The sequence below is a fragment of the Pseudomonas sp. PGPR N4 genome, from assembly GCF_059693665.1.
In genome coordinates this window covers 195,843-217,578 of sequence record NZ_JCAUKV010000008.1, presented here as the reverse complement: position 1 = coordinate 217,578, position 21,736 = coordinate 195,843, and the positions used below count along the sequence as shown (strand labels likewise).

General features: G+C 62.7%; 16 protein-coding genes and 3 pseudogenes. 7 read left to right on the top strand and 12 right to left on the bottom strand.

Translation table 11 applies throughout. The features are described 5' to 3' along the window. Nucleotides 1–140: 140 nt before the first annotated feature. On the top strand, nucleotides 141–869 hold the full coding sequence (gene cysZ / locus AC58X1_RS24290) for a sulfate transporter CysZ (protein ID WP_150570072.1): 729 nt from the start codon (nucleotides 141–143) through the stop codon (nucleotides 867–869). A 37-nt stretch (nucleotides 870–906) separates the two neighbouring features. On the opposite strand, the pseudogene AC58X1_RS24285 reads toward cysZ, so the two are convergent. After that, nucleotides 907–1,311 (bottom strand): annotated as a pseudogene (locus AC58X1_RS24285) (methyl-accepting chemotaxis protein); the annotation flags it as partial. A 183-nt stretch (nucleotides 1,312–1,494) separates the two neighbouring features. Continuing rightward, nucleotides 1,495–2,133, bottom strand: a pseudogene (locus tag AC58X1_RS24280) (PAS domain-containing protein); the annotation flags it as partial. 266 nt (nucleotides 2,134–2,399) lie between these two features. On the opposite strand from AC58X1_RS24280, the gene AC58X1_RS24275 reads away from it, so the two are divergent. Beyond that, nucleotides 2,400–3,632, top strand: a complete 1,233-nt coding sequence (locus AC58X1_RS24275) for a glycosyltransferase family 4 protein (protein ID WP_497429589.1) — start codon at nucleotides 2,400–2,402, stop codon at nucleotides 3,630–3,632. On the opposite strand, the gene AC58X1_RS24270 is transcribed toward AC58X1_RS24275, so the two are convergent. Both AC58X1_RS24270 and AC58X1_RS24265 read right to left on the bottom strand, forming a co-directional pair. Continuing rightward, nucleotides 3,629–4,111: a glutathione peroxidase gene (locus tag AC58X1_RS24270; RefSeq protein WP_101316572.1), complete on the bottom strand. Its 483-nt coding sequence runs from the start codon at nucleotides 4,109–4,111 to the stop codon at nucleotides 3,629–3,631. The genes AC58X1_RS24275 and AC58X1_RS24270 overlap by 4 nt on opposite strands. A gap of 145 nt (nucleotides 4,112–4,256) precedes the next feature. Then, nucleotides 4,257–4,742, bottom strand: coding sequence for an FKBP-type peptidyl-prolyl cis-trans isomerase (locus AC58X1_RS24265; RefSeq protein ID WP_101316570.1), 486 nt, complete (start codon nucleotides 4,740–4,742; stop codon nucleotides 4,257–4,259). Between AC58X1_RS24265 and AC58X1_RS24260 the strand changes: the two are divergent. Continuing rightward, nucleotides 4,711–5,026: pseudogene (locus AC58X1_RS24260) on the top strand (DUF3565 domain-containing protein). The gene AC58X1_RS24265 and the pseudogene AC58X1_RS24260 sit on opposite strands and share 32 nt — an antisense overlap. A 50-nt stretch (nucleotides 5,027–5,076) precedes the next feature. Then, nucleotides 5,077–7,164 carry a phosphate acetyltransferase gene (gene pta, locus AC58X1_RS24255; RefSeq protein ID WP_101316566.1) on the top strand — a complete coding sequence of 696 codons (2,088 nt, stop codon included), beginning with the start codon at nucleotides 5,077–5,079 and terminating at the stop codon, nucleotides 7,162–7,164. A gap of 134 nt (nucleotides 7,165–7,298) precedes the next feature. Here the strand turns inward: pta and AC58X1_RS24250 are convergent, their stop codons facing one another. The 8 genes from AC58X1_RS24250 to AC58X1_RS24215 all read right to left on the bottom strand — a co-directional run bounded on the left by AC58X1_RS24250 (nucleotide 7,299) and on the right by AC58X1_RS24215 (nucleotide 19,417). Next, entirely contained in the window at nucleotides 7,299–7,982 is a 684-nt protein-coding gene (locus AC58X1_RS24250; protein ID WP_178080745.1) for a YiaD family glycine zipper/OmpA-like lipoprotein, read from the bottom strand. 93 nt (nucleotides 7,983–8,075) lie between these two features. Beyond that, complete coding sequence (locus tag AC58X1_RS24245; protein ID WP_101322941.1) at nucleotides 8,076–8,720, bottom strand: MBL fold metallo-hydrolase; 645 nt, start codon at nucleotides 8,718–8,720, stop codon at nucleotides 8,076–8,078. Between the two features lie 44 nt (nucleotides 8,721–8,764). Beyond that, nucleotides 8,765–9,457 carry a sensor histidine kinase gene (locus tag AC58X1_RS24240; RefSeq protein WP_150573622.1) on the bottom strand — a complete coding sequence of 231 codons (693 nt, stop codon included), beginning with the start codon at nucleotides 9,455–9,457 and terminating at the stop codon, nucleotides 8,765–8,767. Next, complete coding sequence (locus tag AC58X1_RS24235) at nucleotides 9,454–11,061, bottom strand: tetratricopeptide repeat-containing response regulator (protein ID WP_101322940.1); 1,608 nt, start codon at nucleotides 11,059–11,061, stop codon at nucleotides 9,454–9,456. The genes AC58X1_RS24240 and AC58X1_RS24235 overlap by 4 nt, the downstream gene beginning before the upstream one ends. Before the next feature lie 118 nt (nucleotides 11,062–11,179). Continuing rightward, nucleotides 11,180–13,897 (bottom strand): winged helix-turn-helix domain-containing protein, encoded by a 2,718-nt coding sequence (locus AC58X1_RS24230; RefSeq protein WP_497429588.1) that lies wholly within the window; start codon nucleotides 13,895–13,897, stop codon nucleotides 11,180–11,182. A gap of 219 nt (nucleotides 13,898–14,116) precedes the next feature. Continuing rightward, a complete protein-coding gene (locus AC58X1_RS24225; RefSeq protein ID WP_101316558.1) occupies nucleotides 14,117–15,481 on the bottom strand; it encodes a DUF1329 domain-containing protein in 1,365 nt (454 codons plus the stop codon). Between the two features lie 26 nt (nucleotides 15,482–15,507). Beyond that, nucleotides 15,508–17,403: a DUF1302 domain-containing protein gene (locus AC58X1_RS24220; protein WP_497429587.1), complete on the bottom strand. Its 1,896-nt coding sequence runs from the start codon at nucleotides 17,401–17,403 to the stop codon at nucleotides 15,508–15,510. A gap of 331 nt (nucleotides 17,404–17,734) precedes the next feature. After that, a complete protein-coding gene (locus tag AC58X1_RS24215) occupies nucleotides 17,735–19,417 on the bottom strand; it encodes a fatty acid--CoA ligase (protein WP_150570064.1) in 1,683 nt (560 codons plus the stop codon). A gap of 169 nt (nucleotides 19,418–19,586) precedes the next feature. Here AC58X1_RS24215 and AC58X1_RS24210 point away from each other — a divergent pair, with 169 nt between their 5' ends. From AC58X1_RS24210 to AC58X1_RS24200, 3 genes are all read left to right on the top strand, one after another. After that, nucleotides 19,587–20,162 (top strand): NAD(P)H-dependent oxidoreductase, encoded by a 576-nt coding sequence (locus AC58X1_RS24210; RefSeq protein ID WP_497429586.1) that lies wholly within the window; start codon nucleotides 19,587–19,589, stop codon nucleotides 20,160–20,162. A gap of 79 nt (nucleotides 20,163–20,241) precedes the next feature. Next, nucleotides 20,242–20,631: a MerR family transcriptional regulator gene (locus AC58X1_RS24205; RefSeq protein WP_150573439.1), complete on the top strand. Its 390-nt coding sequence runs from the start codon at nucleotides 20,242–20,244 to the stop codon at nucleotides 20,629–20,631. Between the two features lie 94 nt (nucleotides 20,632–20,725). Next, a complete protein-coding gene (locus tag AC58X1_RS24200; RefSeq protein WP_101316549.1) occupies nucleotides 20,726–21,691 on the top strand; it encodes a 2-hydroxyacid dehydrogenase in 966 nt (321 codons plus the stop codon). The last annotated feature ends 45 nt before the right edge of the window (nucleotides 21,692–21,736 follow it).

Genomic DNA, 21,736 nt, shown 5'->3' with positions numbered 1-21,736 from the left:
GACACGCTCTATCCACCAGCAAAATCGATAGAGAGGTCCCGCGAGGTTTTGTTACAGCCGGTTGCGCGCTGCTCAGCCGGCTTCCGTCATGCCAGCAAACTCGGTAAGGTCAGCGCGTTTACCCTCTGCGGAGCGTCTCCATGCAAGCCCCTGTTCTATCCGGCCCGCACTACCTGCGTGAAGGCCTCAAGCTGATCCTGACCCCCGGCCTGCGCCTGTTCGTGCTGCTGCCGCTGGCGATCAATCTGCTGCTGTTCGGTGGCCTGGTGTACCTGGCCGCGCATCAGTTCAGCCTGTGGGTCGACACGCTGATGCCAACTCTGCCGGAGTGGCTGAGCTTTCTCACCTACATCATCTGGCCGCTGTTCGTGGCGCTGGTGGTGCTGATGGTGTTCTTCACCTTCACTCTTGTGGCCAACATTGTCGCGGCACCCTTCAACGGCTTTCTGGCAGAAAAGGTCGAAGTGGTGGTGCGCGGCCAGGACACCTTCCCGCCGTTCAGCTGGGGCGAGCTGATCGCCATGGTGCCGCGCACCTTGAGCCGCGAAATGCGCAAGCTGGGCTACTTCTTGCCGCGCGCACTGGCGCTGTTCATTCTCTCGTTCATTCCGGTGGTGAACGTCATTGCCGCACCACTGTGGCTGATCTTCGGCGTGTGGATGATGGCCATCCAGTACATCGACTATCCGGCCGACAACAACAAGATGAGCTGGCAGGACATGCTCGCCTGGCTACGCCAGAAGCGCTGGCAGAGCATGGGCTTTGGCGGCATCACCTACCTGGCGCTGATGATCCCATTCGTCAACATCGTGATGATGCCGGCAGCGGTGGCCGGGGCGACGTTGTTCTGGGTGCGCGAGCGCAGCTGATCGGCTCTGGGGCCGGTGCACGGCCCCAGAGCAAGGCTCAAGAACCCAACTGGCTGGAAAACTGCCCCACCACTTCGACCACGCGCTTGGCGCCATCCTGAATCTCGGTTATCACCCCGCCAGTCTCGCCGGCCAGGCTCAGGCCCTGCTCGGCCTGGCGCTTGCTGGTGTCGATGATAGCCACCGCGGCCAACGCCAACTGCTCGTTCTGCTGCACGACCCGGGCGATCTCTTCGGTGGCGGTGCTGGTGCGCGAAGCCAACTGGCGTACTTCATCGGCGACCACGGCAAAGCCCCTGCCCTGCTCACCGGCGCGGGCCGCTTCGATGGCGGCGTTGAGCGCCAGCAGGTTGGTCTGCCCGGCAATATCGCTGATGGTCTTGATAATCGAGCCAATCACCCGTGACTGGGTATCCAGCGCCTGAATACCTTCGGCAGCCTGCTGCATGGAGGCTTCCAGGCCGCGCATCACGCTGACGGTCTGAGTCACCACATCATTGGCCTTGCAGGCGCTGGCATCGGTACCAAGCGAGGTGCTGTAGGCGATATCGGCTGCCTGGGCGACAGCCTGCTCCTGGTTGACCTGGTCGGTAATCACTGTGGCGAACTTGACCACTTTGTAGAGCACGTCGTGGGCGTCGATGATTGGGTTGTAGGACGCTTCCAGCCACACCACGCGGCCATTGGCATCTACCCGCTTGAACCGGTCAGCGACAAACTCGCCACGGCGCAGCTTGTCCCAGAACACCTGGTAACCGGCTGAGTTGGCTTCTTCAGGCTCGCAGAACAGGCGGTGATGCTTGCCTTTGACCTGCTCCAGGCGATAGCCCATGGTCTGCAGGAAGCGCTCGTTGGCGGTCAGTACATGGCCATCGAGGCTGAATTCGATGACAGCCGTTGAGCGCATCAGTGCATTTATCAGGCTCTCGTGCTCACGCGAACTGGCAATGGTCCGGGTCAGGTCGCTGGAGTGCAGCGTGAAGTACTTGATGCGGCCCTCGAAATCGCGCACCGGCTGCAGTATCGAGCGCAGCCACGCCTCTTCGCCATTGCCACGCAGTAGGCGGAAAGCGCCATTGAGGTGGGCGCCGGTGCTGATGGCGGCTTTCATGCGCTCGTAGAAATCGAGTTTCTTGACGTGCGCCGGAACGATCTCTTCAAGGCTGCGGCCGAGCAACTGGTCAGCGCGATAGAACATTTCACGCTCAAAGTTGGCATTGACCGTTTCGATGCGCCCCTGCGGATCGAGCTGCAGCACCAGCATTTCGCTGTCGAGGCTGTCCTTGACCTGCTCCATGGACATCAAGTCCTCGCGCAGTTGCTGATTTTCTTTCTTGAGCTTGCTGTTGAACATTACCGCACTCCTGGAGCGCACCGGCCATCCGAATCCATCTGCATCGGCAGATATATGAGCGTTCTTGAGCGGCCTGCGGGGAAATATTCAGCGCACTAGGCATTGCGCAACCAGGCGTCACTTGCCGGTCATAAAGTGGTCATGGGAACGCAATCGGGCAGGCGGAAACTTCTGTCATGAACACTCCAAGCCTGCGCATCACCTTTGTCAGTGAGACATTTGCCCCTGAAGTCAATGGCGTGGCCAATACCCTCGGCCGGTTCAGTGATGGTCTGCGCGAGCGCGGCCACAGCGTTGAGCTGGTGCGCCCGCGCCAGGCCCACGATCCACTGCGCCTTGACGATGCTGACCTGCTGCTGTGCAAAGGCTGGCCGCTGCCGGGTTACCCCGACCTGCAATGGGGCGGTATTTCCCTGCACAAGCTGCTGCGGCGCTGGCGCAGGCAGCGGCCAGATGTGATCTACATCGCCACCGAGGGCCCGTTGGGGCTGAGTGCGCTGCGCGCCGCACGCCGTTTGAAGATTGCCGTGGTCAGCGGCTTTCACACCAATTTCCCGCAGTATGCAGGCCAGTACGGGCTTGGCCTGCTGGCCCGGCTACTGACCCACTACCTGCGCTGGTTCCACCGGCGCAGCTCGGTAACGCTGGTGCCAAGCATCAGCCAACGGGTGGATCTCGAACGACGCGGTTTTACCCAACTGGCCTTGCTCGCACGCGGAGTCGATGCCTGCCTGTTCAATCCCGCCCGCCGCAGCCAGATGCTGCGTGAAGCATGGGGCCTGGCCGAGCAAGACCTGGCGATAATGTATGTCGGCCGGCTGGCTGCAGAAAAAAACCTGAACCTGCTCAAGCCGTGCCTGCAAGCCCTCCAGCAGCGCTATCCACAACAGCGCCTGCGCCTGATCATGGTTGGCGACGGCCCACAGCGGGCCAGCCTCGAGCAGCAACTGCCAGACGCGGTGTTCTGCGGCGCGCAGCGTGGTCAACACCTTGCCGAGCACTACGCCAGCGGCGATGTGTTCCTGTTCCCAAGCCTGACCGAGACGTTTGGCAACGTCGTCCTCGAGGCCATGGCCTCAGGCCTGGCCGTGGTCGCGTATGATCAAGCCGCAGCGGCTCAGCACGTGCGTCATGGGCACAGCGGGGCCGTGGCGATGCCCGGGGATCAGATCGGGTTCATCGATGCAGCGTGCTGGTTACTGGAGGAAAGCGAAACCCTGCGCCGGGTTCGCCTGAATGCGCGACAGCATGCCAGCCGCCAAGGTTGGCCAGCCATCGTCGAACAGTTCGAAGGGTATTTGTGCGATGCCTGGCAGCAGGCCTGCGACGCAACCAGCGCCAGAGCGCCGCTGCCATTGCCCGCGCTGGGCCGGTTAGCCAGCCCCGGCCGCTCGCAACAACGCCGTTAAGCCAAGGCTTTTTCGATCGCCTGCACCAGTGCAGGGTCATCCGGTGCAGTGCGCGGGGCGAAGCGAGCCAGCACGCGGCCGTCCTTGCCCACCAGAAACTTTTCGAAATTCCAGCTGATATCGCCCGGATACTCGGCACCCTCGCCCGCCAGCAGCCGATACAGCGAGTGGCGCTGAGGACCATTGACTTCAAGCTTGCTGCTCAGCGGAAAACTCACCCCGTAGTTGAGGCTGCAGAATTCCTGAATTTCACGCTCGCTGCCCGGCTCCTGGCCGGCGAACTGGTTGCACGGCAAGCCGAGCACGCTGAAGCCCTTGGCCTTGTACAGCTGGTGCAGCGATTCAAGCGAGGCGTACTGCGGGGTCAGGCCACACTTGGAGGCGACATTGACCACCAGCACCACCTGGCCCTTGAACGGCGCAAGGGGTAGATCCTCGCCGTCCAACGCATGCAACGTCAGCTCGTGAAATGCACTCATGATGACTCCCCTTTCCTGCGTTTTGATTGTCGCTGGAGCAAACGGCGCCCACTAAAAAGGCGCGCGGGCCAACCGTCAACCCTCCCATGGAGGGCAAGTACGGCTTGCCCGAGCGCCTGGCGACTGTCTGAGCTTAGCGCAGATATCAGTGCTGATGGCCGCCTTCGCCATGGACGTGGCCATGGGCAACTTCTTCTTCGCTGGCATCACGGACCGCAACGACCTTGACCTGGAAGGTCAGGCGCTGACCGGCCAGTGGGTGGTTGCCGTCGACAGTTACGTCGTCGCCGTCCAGGTCACGGATGGTGACGATCTGCATCTGGCCGTCCGGCGCCGAAGCGTGGAACTGCATGCCGACTTCGAGCACGTCGACACCTTCGAACATGCTGCGGTTGAGCGTGCTGACCAGCTCGGCCAGGTATTCGCCGTAGGCGTCTTCCGGCTCGATGGTAACGTTCAGTTCTTCGCCGACGTCTTTACCTTCCAGGGCTTTTTCCAAGCCAGGGATGATGTTGCCGGAACCGTGCAGGTAAACCAGCGGCGCGCCGCCAGAGGAGCTGTCAATCACCTCCCCGGCGTCGTTGGTCAGGGTATAGTCGATGGAGACGGCCTTGTTGGCGGCGATCGGCATGGGGGCGAGACCTTTTGCAAAAGAATGTAGAGCGGACAAGTGTAACCAACGCATCGCCCGATTGCGAACGCACTGCAGGCGATGCCCGCCCCGTCAGTCGGGTCAGCGGTTTTCATCAGGATGATCAGGGCCACTGGGTGGTCGAGCTGACGTGCGGGCATACCCAGCACCTGCGCCATCAACCACCCTGGCAAGCACGCCCCTGGGTGCTCGAGGCCGCCGAGCGCGAACAGCGCATCGGCCAGACATTCGCGTGTGGATGGTGCGCACAAGGCGCCGATTAGCGATACCCTTGGCGATTGGTTCTTTGCACCGCTTATTTCGAGAAGCACGCATGCAGACATTTTTCATCGCACCGACCGACTTCGGTGTCGGCCTGACCTCCATCAGCCTCGGCCTGGTCCGCGCGCTCGAGCGCGGCGGCCTCAAGGTCGGCTTCTTCAAGCCCATTGCCCAGCCCCATCCGGGTGACACCGGCCCGGAGCGCTCGACCGAGCTGATGGCGCGCACCCACGGCCTGAAGCCGCCGACGCCGCTGAGCCTGGGCCAGGTCGAGCGGATGCTCGGCGACGGCCAGCTCGACGAACTGCTTGAAGAAATCATTCGCCTGTACCAACAGGCCTGCGTCGGCAAGGACGTGGTGGTGGTCGAGGGCATGGTGCCGACCCGGCATGCCAGCTACGCGGCGCGGGTCAACCTGCATCTGGCGAAAAGCCTGGATGCCGAGGTGATTCTGGTGTCGGCGCCGGAAAACGAAGTGCTCAGCGAACTGTCCGGCCGTGTCGAGCTGCAGGCGCAGTTGTTCGGCGGCCCGCGTGATCCCAAGGTACTTGGGGTGATCCTCAACAAGGTCCGCACCGAAGAGAGCATGAGCGAGTTCGCCAGCCGCCTGCGTGAGCATTCGCCGCTGCTGCGCGGCAATGACTTCCGCCTGCTCGGCTGCATCCCCTATCAACCCGAGCTGAACGCGCCACGCACCCGCGATGTAGCCGATCTGCTCGGCGCTCAGGTAGTGAACGCCGGGGACTACGAGCAACGGCGGATGAACACCATCATCATCTGCGCCCGCACCGTGGCCAACACAGTGCCGCTGCTCAAGCCCGGCACGCTGGTGGTGACCCCTGGCGATCGCGACGACATCATCCTTGCCGTAAGTCTGGCGGCAATCAACGGCGTGCCGCTGGCGGGCCTGTTGCTGACCAGCGACAGCAAGCCTGACCCGCGCATTCTCGAATTGTGCCGAGGCGCACTGCAGGCCGGCCTGCCGATCCTGTCGGTGAGCACCGGCTCCTACGACACCGCCAATCGGCTCAACTCGCTCAACCGCGAGATCCCGGTCGACGACCGCGAGCGCGCGGAATTCATCACCGACTTTGTCGCCGGCCAACTCGATGCCGCCTGGCTGCACCAGCGCTGCGGCACGCCGCGTGAACTGCGCCTGTCGCCGGCGGTGTTCCGCTATCAGCTGATCCAGCGCGCCCAGCAGGCCAACAAGCGCATCGTCCTGCCCGAGGGCGCCGAGCCGCTGCTGGTACAAGCGGCCGCGATTTGCCAGGCGCGTGGGATTGCCCGCTGCGTGCTGCTGGCCAAGCCCGAAGAAGTCCAGGCGGTCGCCCGCGCGCAGGGCATTACCCTGCCGCCGGATCTGGAAATTCTCGACCCTGATTTGATCCGTGGGCGTTACGTCGAGCCGATGGTCAATCTGCGCAAGAGCAAGAACCTCAATGCGCCGATGGCCGAACAGCAGCTGGAAGACCCGGTGGTGATCGGTACCATGATGCTGGCGCTGGATGAAGTCGACGGTTTGGTCTCTGGCCTGGTGCATTCGACCGCCAACACCATTCGCCCGGCCCTGCAGCTGATCAAGACCGCGCCGGGCAGCAGCCTGGTGTCGTCGGTGTTCTTCATGCTGTTTCCGGAACAGGTGCTGGTGTACGGCGACTGCGTGATGAACCCGCACCCAAGCGCCGCCGAGCTGGCCGAGATCGCCCAGCAGAGCGCGCAGTCAGCCGAGGCCTTCGGCATTGCGCCGCGGGTGGCGATGATCAGCTATTCGAGTGATTCGGCCAGTGACGAGGAAGTCGACAAGGTGCGTGAGGCAACGCGTCTGGCGCAGCAGGCCGAACAACGTCTGGTGATCGATGGGCCGTTGCAGTATGACGCTGCCGCCAACCCGGAGATCGCCCGCCAACTCGCACCGCAAAGCCCGGTGGCTGGGCGCGCGACGGTGTTCGTGTTCCCTGACCTGAATACTGGCAATACCACCCACAAGGCGGTGCAGCGCAGCACTGACGGGGTCAGCCTGGGGCCGATGCTGCAGGGTTTGCGTAAACCTGTGAACGACCTTCCGCGCGGGGCGCAGGTGGATGACATTGTGCATACCATTGCGCTGACGGCGATTCAGGCCAGCAGGAATATTTGAGTGGATCTTGGGGCTGCTTTGCAGCCCTTTCGCGACACAAGGCCGCTCCTACACGGACCGCGCGCGTCTGTAGGAGCGGCCTTGTGTCGCGAAAGGGCCGCAACGCGGCCCAAAAATCTCAACGCAAACGCAGATTACTGCTGATACTGCTGCCCAGGAATCGGCTTCAGGTTGACTTCAACCCGGCGATTCTGCGCACGCCCGTTGGCATCGGCGTTGCTCGCAATCGGCTGATCCGGGCCAAGGCCACGTACCGACACCCGCGAAGCATCCACGCCCTGCGAGGTCAGATAAGTGCTGACCGCCTGCGCGCGACGTTGTGACAGGTCCATGTTGTGCTGGCGGCTACCGGTGCTATCGGTGAACCCGACCACTTCAATGGTGTTCTGGTTGAACTGCTTGAACGAGCCCGCCAGGTTGTTCAGCGGGGTGTAGAAGCTTGGCGAGATGTTCGCCGAGTCGGTGGCAAAGGTGATGTTGCCTGGCATGATCAGCTTGATCTGGTCACCTTCACGCTGCACTTCGACGCCGGTGTTGGCCATGCTCTCGCGCAGCGCAGCTTCCTGCTTGTCGGCGTAGTAACCGTAACCAGCAGCGGCAGCACCTACCGCAGCCGCGCCGATCAGCGCGCCCTTGCCGCGGTTGTTGTGGTCGATCGCAGCGCCGGCTACAGCACCGGCCAGAGCACCCAGGCCACCGTACTTGGCAGTCTTGCTCATGCCGCCAGAACCCTGGCCTTGGTTGTCATAAGGGTTCTGGCCAGCACAACCTGCCATCAGGGCAGCGGCAGTAGCGACGATAATCAGACGACGCATCATGGAAAGCTCCTACAGAAATTCAAGTGTGCAGTGATCGTACGTTGACCCATGCTGGGTTTGGATCATTGCTGGGCTGAATAATTCCATGAATATTCAAGCGCGTACGAAAGGATTCTCGCGCATCTCATCGCCCAGGCGCGTATCTGGGCCATGCCCGGCCACCACCACCGCGTCTTCATCCAGCCGGTATAAACGGTCCTTGATCGAACGCACGATAGTGCGCTGGTCGCCACCCCACAAATCGGTGCGGCCAATCCCGCGGCGGAACAAGGTGTCGCCGGCAATCAGCAGCTTGGCATCGGCAAACCAGAAGCTCATCGAGCCCGGGCTATGCCCAGGCGTGTGCAGCGCGACGCCACAGCCGCAGGCCAGCTCCTCTTCATCGGCGAGCCAGCGATCCGGTGGTGGTGCGGGGGTATATGGCACGCCGAACATCTGGCACTGCATCTCCAGGTTGTCCCACAGCGGCTGGTCATCCTTGTGCAGGTGCAAGGTCGCACCGGTCAGCTCCTTGAGCCGGCCAGAGGCGAGAAAGTGATCAAGGTGGGCATGGGTGTGGATAATGCTGACCAGCGTCAGGCCGTGGGCCTGCAAGCGGGCGACGATCTTCTCTGGATCACCGCCTGGGTCAACGACGATGGCTTTCTTGCTCAGCGGATCACCGATCAGGGTGCAGTTACACTGCAACGGCCCGACCGGGAAGGTTTCGCGGATAAGGCTTGGGGCGGCGCTGGTCATGGGGGTTGTGCTCAGCTGAAGAATGCTGAGAATGATACCTCGACTCAGGGCAGATAGAGCCTGAACAAACCGCCACCGAGGGCGCCACCGTTGCTGATTTCGATTCGGCCGGTAACGCCATTGCGCTCATGCAGGGCCGCAATCCGTGCCGCGAAGTACAGGCCCAGGCCAGTGCTGCCGGTGCTGGCGTCGAGGCCCTGAATGTAATCCTGCTGCCGCTCGAGCATGCGCTCGGGATAACCCGGGCCGTCGTCGTTGACGCTGATGATCAACTGCTCGCCGTCTTCTTCAATACCGATCAGCAAGGCGTGGCCGGCGTAGCGAATGGCGTTGGTGAGCACGTTGGAGATCACCGAAGCCACCAGCTCGCGGTCGAAGAAGCCCAGCGGGCTGGCGCTTTCGATACGCCAGGTGGCGAGGATATCGCGGTGCTTGAGGATCTCCTGATGCGCCGCCAACTGCGCCTCGATGAAATCTTCCAGCTCGTGGTAGCCAGGGCAGATCGGCAGCTGATTGACGCCCAGCTTGTACAGCCCGAGCATCTGCACCAGCATGCCGTTGAGGTGGCCGAATTCGTGCTCAATGACGCCCTGCTCGGTGCCTTGCCGCTGCGCTTCGGGCAGCCGCGCCAGCCATTGGTTATGCGCCTGGATCAACGCTGACAGTGAGTTTTTCATGTCGTGGACAGTGGAGGCGATCACTGTCGAGAAATCCAGCCCCGGGTTTTCCTGGTTCATGCGCCAAACACCCGCATATGCAGTTTTCGATAACGCTCGTAGCGGCTGTCGCTGGCGGGGATGCCGGCCACGCTTTGCAGGCAGCTGCGACACTCCAGCATGTATTCGGGCGAAGGCGACTCACCGGCGATACGCAACAGGGCCTGAGCCGTGTTCAAGGCGATACTGATATTTTTTGGCTGTAGCGACAGCGCTCGGCGGAACATGCCCAAGGCCTCGTCGAGCTGGCCGGTCTGATAGCAGCGTACCCCTTGGCGGTTGAGATCGACCGCTTCGGTCACGGCGCCCAGCACCGTTGGGTCGTCGGTCATCTTAGCGACGCTCTGCATGACCTTGGGGTCATCGCCGTAGGTTTCCACGCAACCCTTGAGGATGCTGGTGCCGGCTGCCTCCTGGCCCAGTTGCTGGAGCTGCTTGGCCACGGTCAAGGCGGCGTCGACCGAGAAGAACTGGTCCATGTTGTCCAGCCGCTGCATGGCCTGCTCGGTCAACTTGGCGGCGGTTTCAGGGTCGCCGGCCTGTTGCAGGCTGGCCGCCTTCATCAACCGGGCACGCACTTGCAGGCCCTGGTCCTCGCCGTTCTCCTTGGCCACCTCACTGAGCACGGTGTTGATCTCGACCCGGGTGCGTGCGTCGAGACCAAAACCTGCGTTCTTGCTCATCAGCGCCTGAGCCAGGCCAAGGTTGGTTTCGGCGTCCTTGTAGCGCGAGCTCTGGCCCTGGCTGACAGCATGACGGAAGGCCTTGGACGCGCTTTCGAAATCGTCGTTGCCCATCGCCAGCTTGCCCAGCGCGGCCTGCCGGCGTACCGCCAGTGGCGACAGGCGCACGGCCTCCTCGAGCATGTGCTGGGCACGCTTGTTATCGCCCTGGGCGACCAGCACATCGGCCATGCCGTCATACAGCCCCGGCATGATCGGGAAGGCTTTCAGCGCCTGCTCGTACACGCCCTTGGCCTGATCGTTCTGGCCGCGCTTGTGCAGCACGCTGCCGAGCATCGAGTAGACCCACGGCTGCGGCCTGCTGGCGAGGATCGACGAGAGAAACTTCTCCAGCTCTTCGAAGCGGCCGAGATCGCGCAGGGCATCGGCGCGGTAGCGCAGGCACAGCGGGGCAAAGCGCGGGTCCTGCTTGCACAGGGCAGCACAGGCGGCCATCACTTCGGCCGGACGACCGCGATCAAGTGCCTGCAGAATCGGCTTGAGCAGGGTTTTGCGCTGCAGCAGTTTTTCCAGGCGCTGGGCCAGACCGACACGGTTGAACGGCTTGGTCAGGTAGGCATCCGGCTCGTGCTCGAGGGTGCTGAGAACGATGGCCTGACTGCTCTCGGCGGTGACCATGAGGAACCCGCACTCGTGGCTGATCAACTTGTCGAGGATCAGGTCCTCGAGTACCTGCTGACCGTTCTTCTTGCCATCGCCCAGGTGAAAGTCCTGCAGGATGAAGTCATAGCGTTTCTGCGCGCACATGCGCAGCGCCTGTTCGCCGCTGTCAGCGGTGTCCACATCGCGCGCGCCCAGCTCGCGGAGCATGGAGCGGGCCGAGGTGCGAAAGTCGGTGAAGTCGTCGACGATCAGAAAGCTTTTTTGCCCGTACTGCAGCATCAACACGACCTGTCATGGCAGAGGATGGAAAATGACCCGAGGCGATGCGTGTCGCCGACCTGTTTATCGGCAGCAGGTAAAGAAAGCTGAGGGCGAATTCGCAGGCCGTGGCGCAGGCTCAGGGCAGCAGGCCTAGGGCCTTGGCCTTGGCTACCGCCTGGGTGCGGCGCTCCACGCCAAGCTTGCTGTTGATGTGGCTGGCGTGGGTCTTGACGGTGTGCAGCGAGATGAACAGGCGCTCACTGATCTGCTGGTTCGAGCAGCCTTGGGCGATCAACTCAAGCACCGCCAACTCCCGCCCGCTCAGGGCTTCGCCGGTGCCACTGGCAACCACCTGCGGCTGCGGCAGGCGCGCCAGCAGGTCGAGCTGGACGCTGCTGGCGGGGCGCGTCGACAGCTGCTCGCGCAGCCACAGCGGCTGTTCATCCAGCAACCGTTGAAACGCTTGCAAGGCGCCACCCTGGGCGGCCAGTAGCGCTTGCGGCAACAGGCTGGCAGCGGACTGCTCGCGGCCCTCGGCCAGATGCAGGGCAATCAGCTGGCACAAGGCGCTGGCCGCCAGCAACTGACCGCCACTGGCCTGGCCGCGCTCGACCAGCCTCTGCAGGCGCGCGACAGCCTGCGCCGAACGGCCCTGGACGCGCTCCAGCAGCGCCTGTTGCAGTTCGATGTGCAATGGCAGTAATGGGTGAAACTCCGGCGCCGCAGCGGGCTGCTCGCCGCCATAGGTCTGAGCGAGCCGCAGCAGCCATGATTCGGCCAGGTCGGTTCGGCCCTGGGCCAGCCACAGCTCGCACTTCACCAAGGTGATCATCGCCAGGTAGAAGATTGGCGGTACGTCCCAGATATGCATCAAGCGCTCGGCTTCGGCCAGTTCGGCGAAGGCTTCGGCATACTGCCCTTCGCGGCCGTCCAGCGAGGCAATCACGCAGTGCCCGATCAGCACGCTGATATCGCGACAGGCGCGGGCCTCACTGAGGCCCGCGCGCAAGCGCGCGCGGCCCTGGGCCGGTTGCAGGTGCGCCGCGAGCAGATGGCCCTCGTACAAGGTCAGCCTGGCGCGCACCGCGTACAGCCGCTGCGCTGACAGATCCTGCAGGCGCAACAAGCCCTGACGGACTTCATCCAGCGCCCGGCGGATTTCACCACGGGCGTGCAGCACCCGCGCCCGATCGTAATGGGCGAGTGCCTCGAACAACGGGTTGCCGACCCGCTGGGCCAACTCCAGCGCTTCGCGGTTCCAGCCACGCGCGCGCCAGAAATCGGCGTCGGCAATGGCCAGGTTGGACAGCGTCGACAGGCACACCAGACGTTGGCCGTAGCGCTTGTTGGGCAGGCTCTGCAGCGCTTCGCTGCAATAACTCAGGGTGCGTTCACGGTCGCCGCGGCCGCGAGCGATCACGCCACTGAGCGCCAGCCACTGCGCCAGCATCGAGCGCTGGGCGGTGGCCGAGGGCGCCGGCAAAAACCGGCTGAGGTGCGCCGCCAGTTCTTCGGCAGCGTCCAACTGGCAGGCCAGGCCCAACGCCCAGCTGTACAGCACGATCAGCCGCGGCGTGCTGATCAACAGGCTGTCGGGCAGGTCCATCTTCCAGCGCAGGAGCATGCCGACGTTCTGCTCGGCCAGCAGTTGCTCCTCGGACAGGCTCTGCACCAGGTCCGCCGCCACATCCAGATGGCCGGCGCGCAGGGCCTGCTCGACCGCTTCGTCAAGCAGGCCCTGGGCCTGAAACCAGCGGCAGGCGCGCAGGTGCAGATCAGCCAGCGGCGCGCTGTGCTGGCGGCTGCGCAGCAAATCAGAGAACAGATGATGGTAGCGATACCAATGGCCGTGTTCATCCAGCGGCACCAGAAACACCTGATGCGCTTGCAGGTAGCGCAGGATGCCGGCGCTGTCCTGACGTGCGCGCAGGGCATCGCACAGCTCGGCGCAGAAGCGCTCCTGGCAGGCGGTTTCGTACAAAAACGCCTGCACGTCGGCCGGCAGGATATCGATCACTTCTTCGAGCAGATAATCACGGATCAGCCCTTCGCCGCCATGCAATGCCTGCGGCAAGGCCTGTTCGTCGCCCGACTCGCTGGCTGCCAGCTGCCAGAAGCGCAGCCCCGCTACCCAGCCATCGCTGCGCTGGATCAGGTTGTCCAGTGCCTGCCCGCGCAAGCCGGTGGGCTGTCGGCCGAGCACCGCCAGCGCTTCGTCGCCAGTAAGGCGCAGGTCCTGCTCGTTGAGTTCGCTGAGTTGGCGCGACAGGCGCAGACGGGCCAGGTGCCAATCGGGGCGCTGGCGGCTGGTAATCATCAGCACCAGGCCGTTTGGCAGGTGATTGAGGAAGAACTGCAAACACCGGTCGAGCACCGCCCCCTGCGCCAGATGGTAGTCGTCAAGCACCAGCAGGATCGGGCTATCGCTTTGCAGGTACAGCGCCAGCTCGTCGAGCAGGCCGTCGAGCCACTCTTCGAAGGCGAACGGCTGATGACGCTGGCGCATTTTCAACAGGCCCATGGCCTGCCCGCCCAAGGCCGGGCAGTACTGCTGCAAACCTTCCAGCAGGCGCTCGAGGAAGCGCCCAGGGTCGGCATCCCTTTGGCTCAACCCCAGCCACAGGCTGCGCCAGTGATCAGGCAGGGACTCGCAGAACTCGATCGCCAGTGAGCTTTTGCCGAAGCCGGCTGGCGCGTTGATCAGCAACAGCCTGCCAGACAGCCCCGCATGCAGACGCTGGCACAAGCGCCCACGGGGCACGTGGCCATCGGGCAACGGTGGCCGGAAAAAACGCCCGTCCAGCAGGCCAAGGGCCTGGCTGGTGTATCCATGCGTACGGGACAGATCAGTCATGGCCGGCTCGTTATGAGGGAGACATCAGCACAGCAGGTTGTTGCGAGACTAGCGGGTATCGCAGCCTATTTGAAGATGATGGGTGTGTTTATCCGGTAAAAGACTACGACAAAAAACGACAGAGCTGATTTACGGCAACCCATCAGTGCGCACCGGAAATCAAAACGCCCCGGCGGGCCGGGGCGTTCTGGGAGTCACGCGGAGTTTTAGCTGCGTTGATTAACGAATACCGTCCTGGCGCAACGCTGCTGGCTGGAAGTCGGCCTTGCTGGCGGTGAAGCCAAAGTCATAGGCACGTTTTTCTTCGTTTTTCAGGCCCAGGGCCAGGTAGCGACCCGACTGCAGGTCATAGATCGCCTCGAGGGTGTACCACGGTACCTGGTTGTTGTAATAGTCCTGAGCATGCGCTTCGGACACGCGCCACAACTGGTTGCGACCGTCGTACTGGTCGATCACCGAGGCTTGCCAGGTATCCTCATCGATATAGAAGTCGCGCTTGGCATAGATATGCCGCTGGCCCGGCTTCAAGGTCGCGACTACATGCCAGACCCGGCGCAGCTCATAGCGGCTAAGGTCCTGGTTGATGTGGCCGGGCTTGACGATATCGGCGTATTTCAGGCTTGGCGAATCGAGCCTGTAGGTGTTGGAGGCGATGTACATCTCCTTCTTGCCTTCAAGCTTCCAGTCGTAGCGATCTGGCGCGCCGTTGAACATGTCGAGGTTATCGGATGTACGCAGCCCGTCCGCCGCAGTACCCGGACCATCGTAGGACACCTGCGGTGCCTGGCGCACGCGGCGTTGGCCGGCGTTGTAGACCCAGGCCTTGCGCGGCTCCTTGACCTGGTCAAGGGTTTCGTGGACCAGCAGTACGGTGCCCGCCAGGCGCGAAGGCGCGGTGACCTTCTGTTTGAAGTAGAACAGCACGTTGCCCGGGTTGGCTGGGTCGTAATCTTTCAGCTTGTCGCGGAACACAAACTGGTCCGAGAACGATACCGGGCTGTAGGAGCCGTTGGGTTGCGGGGTGACCTGGGTAACCAGGCGCGTCACGCTGCCACCGCGATAGCGGGTGATATGGTTCCAGATCACTTCGACGCCGCTCTTGGGAATCGGGAACGGAATAGCCGTCTCGAAATTCTCCAGGCCGTTGCCGCCCGCAACCAGATTGGTCTTGGTAGCGTTGCGCTTGATCGCGGCAAACACTTCATCCGGCACGGTCGAGCCGCGATGGGTCGGGTAGACCGGAATCTTGTAGGTCTCCGGGTAGCGCTTGAACATCGCGTACTGGCCAGGCGAAAGCTTGTCCTTGTACTGCTCGACGTTCTGCGCGGTGATGGTGAATTTGGGCTTCTCGCTGCCATACGGGTCAGACAGGAACCCCTTGGCATCGACGCTGCCAGCGGTTTTCGACAGCGGTTGCCAGGCCGTGATGGAGCCGTCGGCGTTACCGGCTTTTTCCGCACCCATCGGCGTCAGGGTGCTGCCGAGCTTGGCCGCCTCGTCAGCGGAAACCGCAGCCATGACGCTGGTTGCCAGCAGGGACATACCCAGTACACCGGCCTTCAGCAGACTTCTGGTCTTGTTCATTGGTTGGTCGTCCTGGATCAATGGGCTTAGAAGTTCACGCCGAAGCTGAGCGCAACGAAGTCGCGGTCATCCACGGTGGTGTACTTGCCGTCAAAGAAGTTGGTGTACGACAGGCTCGCTGTGTAGGTGTTCTGGTATTCGGCATCGAGGCCCAGGCTTACGGCCTTGCGCCCTTCTTCGAAGTTGGCGCCCGGGCCAGGTGAGTAGCCGGACACGTCGTGCGACCAGGCCACGCTTGGCTTGAGGTTGACCCCAGCCAAGACGTCGTTGTAGTCCCAGATCACGCGGCCTCGGTAGCCCCACGAAGTACTGGTGGTATAGCCATCGTTTTCGCACTTGCGGCTGAGGTTGGCGGTGGATGCGCCCGCGCCGGCGCCACCGATTGTGCTGTTATTGAGCGCCACACAGGTATCCGCGCCACCGGTCGCTGGCAGCGGCCCCGGGCCATAGACCGGGTCACGGCCATAGCGGATTTCGCGGGCGTTCTCCAGGCCGCCAACGTGAGTCACGCCGACTTCGCCGACCACAGTCATGCGGCTGGCGCCCATCACTTGATCGAAGAAGTGCGTCAGGGTGGTCTGGAACTGAGTGATTTCCTTGCGACGGTAGCCGTGCAGGTCCTGCCCAGGTGTGCCAGTGAGCAACGATGCGTTGGTCAACGCGCCGCCGATCGGACGTACGCCGGAGAACAGGATGTCGGTGGTGTTGAGCTGCACCGGCGCGTTTGGCCGGTAGCTGACTTCACCGCTCCAGGCGGTACCGGTTGGCAGCGTGGTGGAGAAGCTCAAACCGTACAGGCGGATGTCTTCCGGGTACTCGACGAAGTATTTCGAGTTGCCCGCAACGATCAGCGGCGCCAGACCCTGCAGCGGTGGCGGCAAACCGGCGAGGCCAGCGAACACCGATGGATCGGCGCCGGTGGCACTGAAGATCGGCGCACGGCTGTGATAATTCATGAAGTAGGCGCCGAACTCGGTGTCCAATGGCTCGAACATGTAGCGCAGCGCGACCCCGAACTGGCCACTGTCACGGGCATCGCGGTCAGCACTGCGCCGCACAAGCACGCCTTCGTTGTTGTAGTCCACCCCGCTCCCGGCCAGGATGCCCTGCGCTATAGGTGGCAGCCCGCTCAAAGTTCGCCCACTGCTGAGCACCCGCAGATTGTCGGTACAGCCGTCGGCAATGATGTCCGGCTGAGAGAAGAAGGTGCCGCAGTTATCGACAACCGTCTGGTCCCATTCCAGCTGGTAGAAGGCCTCGGCCGAGAGGTTGTCGGTCAGGCTCTGCGAGATATAGAACATGTTGACCGGGATCAGGCCTTCTTTGATCTCGGCGCCAGGACGGCGGAAGGCAGCCACGTCAATCGGGTTGATCGAGTTGATGCCACCGCCAATGAAGGTGCTTTCACCCCAGCTGACTACCTGCTTGCCGAAACGCACCGAACCGGGTTGGTCGGCAATCGAGTAGTTGTGATAGACGAACGCATCGAGCAGCTCGGCCCCGGAAGACTTGGCGCCTTCCTTGCGATTGGAGTCGCTGATGTCCTTGAACTCGCGGTGTTCATCCTTGAGCTCGAAGTCATACCAGTACTTGCCCCGGACGAAGATGCCGGTGTCGCCGTACTTCAGCTCGAGGTCATGGATGCCCTTGAAGATTTTCGAGAAGGTCTCACCGCGCTTGAAGTTCAGGTGGCCATCGTCGGAGGTCTGCGAAAGCCCTTTGCCACCATTGTTGACGCCGATCAGGTTCTTGTTCGGGCTGGCTGTCGACCAACTGGCACCGACCGACAGCGACGAATCGAACTGGCCTTCGATTTCGCCGATGTTGAAACTGACCGCGAATGCAGGGCTTGCGAGCGTAGAAGCGAGGCTGACGGCAAAGGGCAGTCTTGCCCGACGCCAGAACGGGTGTGCAGATTTCATCGACGCTACTCCATGTTCTTTTTTGTTATGGCAGTGAGTCCTTGCAGAAACGGTCCGGCTGACCGGTAGGCAGGCTTGCACCTGCGACGCTGCGAGTTGCACGCAGCGCTCCCCCTCCGTTTCTGAAAACCCCTGGCCCCGACTATAGCCAGCAGGCTCGGACGCTAGATCCCTCTAAAGTGTGATTTGCGTTCCGTGCCCGTCGCTCGCCCCGATCTGGTCCGGTGTGCGAGCTGACAGTGCTCTAGCATGGCCCAATTTTCCCATTTGACAAGGCGCCATCCTCTCTGCAATGCGGGTCGCGCCTAATTCGCCGATGACCCGCTGCGCTTCACAGGGTCGACAGGAACGCGCTGTTGCTGGCCTGCCATTCGACGATGTCGAGGCGGATGCGCTTCTTGTCCAGCTTGCCGACGCTGGTCTTGGGAATTTCCGTAACAACGGCAATCTGGCTGGGAATCGCCCACTTGTTGATATGACCTTGCTCGACGAACGGTTTGAGATGTTCTTTGAGCGCGCGGGCGTCAAGGCTCTGCCCGTCGCGAACAACCAGCAGGGCAAACGGACGCTCGCCCCACTGTGGATCGGCGACACCGACCACTGCCACTTCACGCACCGCCGGATGGCGGCTGATCAAGTCTTCAAGGTCGAGCGAGGAAATCCATTCACCGCCGGTCTTGATCACATCCTTGATGCGGTCGCGGATGTCGATATAGCCCATGCCGTCGAGGGTGGCGACGTCTCCGGTATGCAGCCAGCCGCCAGCCCACAGCTCGGTGCTTTTTTCCGGCTCCTTGAAATACCCCATCGACAGCCACGGCGCCCGCAGCACCAGTTCGCCCTGGGTCTCACCATCGGCCGGGAGGAAATTGCCATCGCCGTCGACAATCGCGGTTTCCACCAGCGGCACCGGCACCCCGGCCTTGATCCGATAGCTGACCCGCTCGTCATCGCCGCCGGCCTGCAGCTCTTCGTTGATGTGCGCCGCGGAGATCAGCGGGCAGGTTTCGGACATACCATAAGCTGCAGTGAGCTGAATGCCACGGGCCAGCGCGGCCTGATACAGCGCACGGTTGAGCGCACTGCCGCCAATGATGATCTTCCAGCCGCCGAAGTCCTGGCCCTGGGACGCCGGGCAATTGAGCAGCATCTGCAGGATGGTCGGTACGCAGTGGGAGAAGGTGACCTTCTCTTCACGCCAGAGCTTGACCAGCATGTCCGGCTCGTATCGGCCAGGGTAGACCTGCTTCATGCCCATCAGCGTGGCTGCGTACGGGATACCCCAAGCGTGAACGTGGAACATCGGCGTGATCGGCATGTACACGTCATCGCTGCCGAGCAGACGCACGCTGTCGATGCTGCCCAGTACCGAAGTTTCCGCCAGGGTATGCAACACCAGTTGCCGATGGGTGAAGTACACGCCCTTAGGGTTGCCGGTGGTGCCGGTGGTGTAAAACATGGTCGCCACCGAGTTCTCGTCGAAATCAGGGAAGGCGTACTGCGGGCTGGCGGCGGCCAGCAGTTGTTCGTACTCGCCGACCAGGTTCGGCAGTTCGGCGCGCTTGTCCGGGCCGTCGGTCAGCAGCAGGGTCTTTTCAACCGTGGTCAGCTGCCCGGCGATGCCTTGGTACAGGCCGATGAAATCGCTGTTGACCAACACCACTCGGTCCTCGGCGTGGTTCATGGTGTAGAGGATCTGCTCGGGCGACAGGCGCACATTGATGGTGTGCACCACCGCGCCGATCATCGGGATGGCAAACATGCATTCCAGGTAACGATGGCTGTCCCAGTCCATCACGGCGACGGTGTCGCCCGGCTTGACCCCGGCCTCGCTAAGCACATTGGCCAGGCGCGCGATGCGCTCGACCAGTTGTGGATAGGTCAGGCGCAACTGGTCACGGTAGACGATCTCGCGGGTGCGCTCGTAGCGGCTGCCAGACAACAGCAGGCGCTTGATCAGCAGCGGGAATTGGTAAGCACCTTCAGCGGGTTGGATGATGCGCGTCTGCAGCATGGTTATCCCTTTTTCGAGTCGGGCGAGGTCAGGCGCTTACTCTAGAGCGCAGATGTGACAGCCAAATCAGCCGAAGGAATGATTTGCGCGGCGCGGGTATGAGTGCCGCTGTTGACTCTACCGCTAGGGGCAGGCCTTAACTTCGTTGGCTTGATTGACTGGAGCTGACATGAGCAAACGTATTCTGGTGATCCTCGGCCACCCCGCCGCGGACAGCTTTTGCGCCGCATTGGGCCAGGCCTACATCCTCGCCGCCGGCGAGGCCGGGCATGCCGTGCGTATTCTTGACCTGCCGAAAGCGACCTTCGACCCGGTACTGCACTACGGCTATCGGCAGATCCAGCCGCTGGAACCGGACTTGCGCCAGGCCCAGGAGGACATCCTCTGGGCCGAACAACTGGTGTTTGTCTTTCCAATCTGGTGGGGCGCTACCCCGGCGTTGCTCAAGGGCTTTTTCGACCGTACTTTCCTGCCTGGCTTTGCCTTCAAGTACCGCGAAGACTCGCCATTCCCTGAGCAACTGCTCAAGGGCCGCACCGCCCATTTGCTGGTGACCATGGACACGCCGCCCTGGTACTACCGTTGGGTCTATCGCATGCCTGGCCTGCATCAGATGCGTAAGACCACCCTGGCCTTCTGCGGCGTCAAGCCGACCCGCACCCTGACGTTCGGGCCGGTACTCGGCTCCAGTACCAGCCAGCGCGAGCGTTGGGTGCTGCAGGCCCGCAAGCTGGCCGCCAGCTAGCCACGTAGACGCGTTCAGCTGCTTGTGTAAGATGAATCGCCAGCCCAGGCTGGCGCATCGATCACGCAAGGAAGCCCCCATGTACATCGGAAAAGCAGCCCAACTTGCGGGCACCAGCGTCAAATCCATCCGTCACTACGAAAAGCTCGGCCTGCTGCCCGAGCCGCAACGCGCAGGCAACTACCGGATCTACAGCGAACAGAGCGTAGATCGCCTGCGCCTGATCAAATGCGCGCAGCAACTTGGATTCAAGCTGAAAGAGATGCAGGCCATCCTGCAGCCTTACCCAGACGGTCAGATTCCCTGGCTGCAGGTGCAACAGGCGCTCGCCGACAAGAAAGCTGCAGTTCGCGCACAGATCACCTCCTTGCAGGGGCTGCACGCGGCGCTGGAAGCATTCGAGCACGAAACTGCTGATGCCCTCTGCACGCTGCAGCCAGAGATCGGGGCAGCGGCCAAGGTCGCATGACAGATTTCAACTAGTCGACATGCGTTTTTTCACCTGATTCTGTAGGGTCTATTACCCTCCCCTTCGCGCACGCTGCCAGAGCACAGGACAGACCATGACCTCCAGCCACACTGCTGTATTTCTTGACCATGACTCACTGGACCTCGGCGACCTCGACCTAAGCGCGCTCAGGGCCTGCTTCGGTACTCTTACGCTACACGGCGCGACCGCGCCGGAGCAGGTTGCCGAACGCCTGCAGGGCGCTACTGTGGCAATCAGCAACAAGGTGCTGCTGGGTGCGGACGTACTGGCGGCCAACCCGCAGTTGCAACTGATCCTGGTGGCTGCAACCGGCACCAATAACGTCGACCTGAACGCCGCGCGTGCCCAGGGCATTACCGTATGCAACTGCCAGGGCTACGGCACTCCCTCGGTGGCGCAGCACACCCTGGCCTTGCTGCTGGCGCTGGCGACCCGCCTGTGCGACTACCAGCGCGCGGTCGCCGACGGTCAATGGGCCAAAGCCAGCCAGTTCTGCCTGCTCGACTTCCCTATCGTCGAACTTGAAGGCAAGACCCTCGGCCTGCTCGGCCACGGCGAGCTGGGCGGCGCCGTGGCACGCCTGGCCGAGGCCTTTGGCATGCGCGTTCTGAGCGGGCAGATCCCCGGTCGCCCTGCACGTGCCGAGCGCCTGCCGCTGGACGAACTGCTGCCGCAGGTCGATGCGTTGACCCTGCATTGCCCGCTCAATGAACACACCCGGCACATGATCAGCCACCGTGAACTGGCCCTGCTCAAGCCCGGCGCGTTGGTGGTCAACACCGCCCGCGGCGGCCTGATCGATGAACAGGCCTTGGCCGACGCCCTGCGCAGCGGTCATCTGGGCGGCGCGGCGACCGACGTGCTCAGCGTCGAGCCACCGGTCAACGGCAACCCGCTGCTGGAGGCGGACGTGCCACGCCTGATCGTGACTCCACACAGTGCCTGGGGCGCGGTCGAGGCACGGCAGCGCATCGTTGCGCAGCTCAGCGAAAACGCCCAGGCGTTCTTTGCCGGCGCGCCGCGCCGCGTGGTCAGCTGAGCCAAGCCAGCCTCTGCTACACTGCGCGACTTTTTTCAGGAGGCG